Raw genomic sequence first — 3,403 nt, 5'->3', positions numbered from 1 at the left:
CGGCCTGCGACCGGTACTGCTGACCGGCGACAACGAGCGTGCAGCCCGGGCCGTCGCCGCCAAGGTCGGCATCGACGAGGTCATCGCCGAGGTGCTCCCCGCCGAGAAGGTCGACGTGATCCGTCGCCTGCAGGACGAGGGACGAGTCGTCGCCATGGTCGGCGACGGCGTCAACGACGCCGCCGCTCTCGCCCAGGCCGACCTCGGTCTGGCGATGGGCACCGGCACAGACGTCGCCATCGAAGCCAGCGACCTCACGCTCGTCCGCGGCGACCTGCGCGCCGCGGCCGACGCCATCCGGCTGTCCCGCCGCACCCTCGCCACGATCAAGGGCAACCTGTTCTGGGCGTTCGCCTACAACGTCGCCGCCCTCCCGCTGGCCGCGCTCGGCCTGCTCAACCCGATGATCGCTGGCGCCGCGATGGCCTTCTCCTCGGTGTTCGTGGTCACCAACAGCCTGCGGCTGCGCCGTTTCCGCAGCGCCAACGCCGGCGATAGGTGAGCTCACCTTCGCCGGCGGGAAGGTCCTGTGGTCGTGCCAACCGGGCAGCCTCATTACTATCGTCGATAGTCGACCGGTATCACTCGAACGGGCGAGCACGGTGTGTGCATGCCCGGCTCCGCTCAGTGGTACGGTCCGTGGCGATGTTGATCCGGCCACAGTGGACGCATTACCGCACCGTGGGGGTCACGGTGGCGGCGCTGGTGCTGGTCTCTTTCCTGGTATCGCAGCACACCCTGTGCCCCACCAGCCATCACACGGAGCACCGGCACACCGAGTCCGTGTCCGAGGCATCCGCGGACGAGCACGGATGCGGCACTCACCACCAGCGCGGGTCCGACGTCCGCGCGGACCGGACCTATGCGGTGTCCCGCGGTGTCGCTGGCCTCGTGGTCCTCCCGACCGCCAAACCCGGCGCGTGGGCTGCCGTCGCGGCCACCATCGGTCGCACCGAAAGCCCCCAGCACGGGCGACATCGATGGCGCCCGGGACGAATCCTGTTGGCCGATCTCTGCGTGGCGCGGTCCTGACCCGGCACCTGTCAGGCCCCCGTCAACCTGCGCCGCTGCCGTGGCGCACGAAACCGAGAGATCCACAGGCATGAACGCACAGCTCACCACGCCCATTTCGGGCCGCTCACCAGCCGGTGCGGTCGGCAACACGCCGGTCCTCTGGATCGGCGAGCCGTTCGTCGCGGCCGGCCGCGGCTTCTGGGCCAAGCTTGAGGGCTTCAACCCCGGCGGTATGAAGGACCGGCCCGCCCTGCACATGGTGGCCACCGCACGCGACCGGGGCGAACTCGCCCCCGGCGCGATGATCGTCGAGTCCACCAGCGGCACCCTGGGCCTGGGCCTGGCCCTGGCCGGGATCGTCTACGGCCACCCGATCACGGTGGTCACCGACCCCGGCATGGAACCGATCGTGCGGCGGATGCTGGCCGCCCACCGGGCACGCGTCGAACTGGTCTCCGATCCGCATCCCAGCGGCGGCTGGCAGCAGGCGCGCCGCGACCGGGTCGAGGATCTGCTGGCCCGCCACCCCGGCGCCTGGTGCCCGGACCAGTATCACAACCCGGACAACGTGGCCGCCTACGCCGCCCTGACCCTCGAACTGGTCACCCAACTCGGCCGCATCGACGTGCTGGTCTGTTCGGTCGGCACCGGCGGACACTCGGCCGGAGTCTCCCGGACACTGCGCGAGTTCTTCCCGGCCCTGCGGTTGATCGGGGTGGACGCGGTCGGCTCGACGATCTTCGGACAGCCGGCACGAACCCGGTTGATGCGCGGCCTGGGCTCCAGCATCTACCCCCGCAACGTCGACTACGACGCGTTCGACGAGATCCACTGGGTGGCGCCGGCGGAGGCGGTCTGGGCCTGCCGCCGGCTCGCGGCCACCCACCACGCCACCGGCGGATGGAGCGTGGGCGCGGTGGCCCTCGTCGCCGCCTGGGCGGCCCGCGCCTACCACCCTGGCCTGCGGATCGCGGCCGTGTTCCCCGACGGGCCGCACCGCTACTTCGACACGGTCTACAACGACGAATACTGCCGCACACACGGCTTGTTGGACGTCGCGCCACCGATCGAACCTGACACCATCCCCCATGCCTCGGCACGGGTGGTGGATCGCTGGACCCGGTGCACCACGGTGACCACTCCCGTGGGGGCCGGCCGGTGAAACAGGTCCTGACCCAGTTCCGCTCGTTCGACCGGCCCAGCCAGTTGTTGATGGTCAACCAGTTCACCATCAACGTCGGCTTCTACATGCTCATGCCCTACCTGGCCGGCTACCTGGCCGGCCCGCTGGCCCTGGCCGGCTGGGCGATCGGGCTGGTGCTCGGAATCCGCAACTTCTCCCAGCAGGGCATGTTCCTCATCGGCGGCACGCTGGCCGACCGGCTCGGCTACAAACCCCTGATCGTCGCCGGATGCGTGCTGCGCACCGCCGGCTTCGCCCTGCTCGCCGTCGTCGAGTCGGTGCCCGCGCTGGTGATCGCGTCCGCGGCGACCGGGTTCGCCGGGGCACTGTTCAACCCGGCGGTGCGGGCCTACCTGGCCGCGGACGCCGGGGGACGCCGGATTGAAGCCTTCGCCGTGTTCAACGTCTTCTACCAGGCCGGAATCCTGCTCGGCCCGCTCATCGGACTCGCCCTGACCGCGACCGACTTCCGGCTCACCTGCCTGGTGGCCGCCGCCGTGTTCGCCGGCCTCGCGGTGCTCCAGATCCGCGCACTGCCGACCCGGGTGCACGACCGGCGCGGAGGGTCGCTGGGGCAGGACTGGCGAATCGTCGCGACCAACCGCCCGTTCCTACTGTTTTCCCTGGTCATGATCGGTTTCTACGTGCTGTCGTTCCAGGTCTACCTGGCCCTGCCGCTGCACGCCCGGGTGGTGGCCGGATCACAGAGCGCCGCGACCGTGCTGGTGACCGTCCTGTTCGCGGTGTCGGGTGCGGTGGCCGTGGCTGGTCAGCTGCGGGTCACGGCGTGGCTGCATCGCCGGTGGGATCCCGGGCGGTGCCTGACGGTCGGGATGGCCCTGATCGCCGCGGCGTTCCTGCCCCCGCTGCTCGCCGCCGGCCGCGGCGCCGGCGGCGTGGCCGCCCTCCTGCTGGCCGCCACGCTGCTGGCATTGGGCACCGTGGCCGTCTACCCGTTCGAGATGGACACGATCGTGCGGCTATCCGGTGAGCGCCTGGTGGCCACCCACTACGGCTTCTACAACACCGTGGTCGGAATCGGAATCCTGCTCGGAAACCTGTCCACCGGCACCGTGTTCGACGTGGCCCGCGACGCCGGGTGGCCGCAGCTGCCATGGGCGGGCCTCACCCTGCTCGGCGCCCTGTGCGCGCTCGGGCTGCACCTGCTCGACCGAACGGAAACGAGCCGAGTGGGTGCGAGCGTTC

General features: G+C 70.7%; 4 protein-coding genes. All 4 read left to right on the top strand.

The annotated features are described in order from the left end of the window. The coding region (locus VFO68_RS04090; RefSeq protein WP_325156782.1) for an HAD-IC family P-type ATPase at window positions 1-502 on the top strand (502 nt) is incomplete at its 5' end. 137 nt (window positions 503-639) lie between these two features. After that, window positions 640-1,032 carry a hypothetical protein gene (locus tag VFO68_RS04085; RefSeq protein WP_325156781.1) on the top strand — a complete coding sequence of 131 codons (393 nt, stop codon included), beginning with the start codon at window positions 640-642 and terminating at the stop codon, window positions 1,030-1,032. Window positions 1,033-1,102: 70 nt separating this feature from the next. Next, complete coding sequence (locus VFO68_RS04080) at window positions 1,103-2,176, top strand: PLP-dependent cysteine synthase family protein (RefSeq protein WP_325156780.1); 1,074 nt, start codon at window positions 1,103-1,105, stop codon at window positions 2,174-2,176. Between the two features lie 50 nt (window positions 2,177-2,226). Then, window positions 2,227-3,403, top strand: a 1,177-nt coding sequence (locus VFO68_RS04075) for an MFS transporter (protein WP_414635452.1), incomplete at its 3' end; no start/stop codon positions are given.

Source organism: Actinophytocola sp., from assembly GCF_035712165.1.
In the GTDB taxonomy this organism is placed as follows: Bacteria; Actinomycetota; Actinomycetes; order Mycobacteriales; family Pseudonocardiaceae; genus DASYTH01.
The sequence above is the reverse complement of the archived record's forward strand: the minus strand, read 5'-3'. Positions and strand labels throughout refer to the sequence as shown.

Bases quoted from the DNA above. Each gene is read 5' to 3' on its own strand.
- VFO68_RS04080 (WP_325156780.1), top strand. From the start codon at position 1,103: ATGAACGCACAGCTCACCACGCCCATTTCGGGCCGCTCACCAGCCGGT.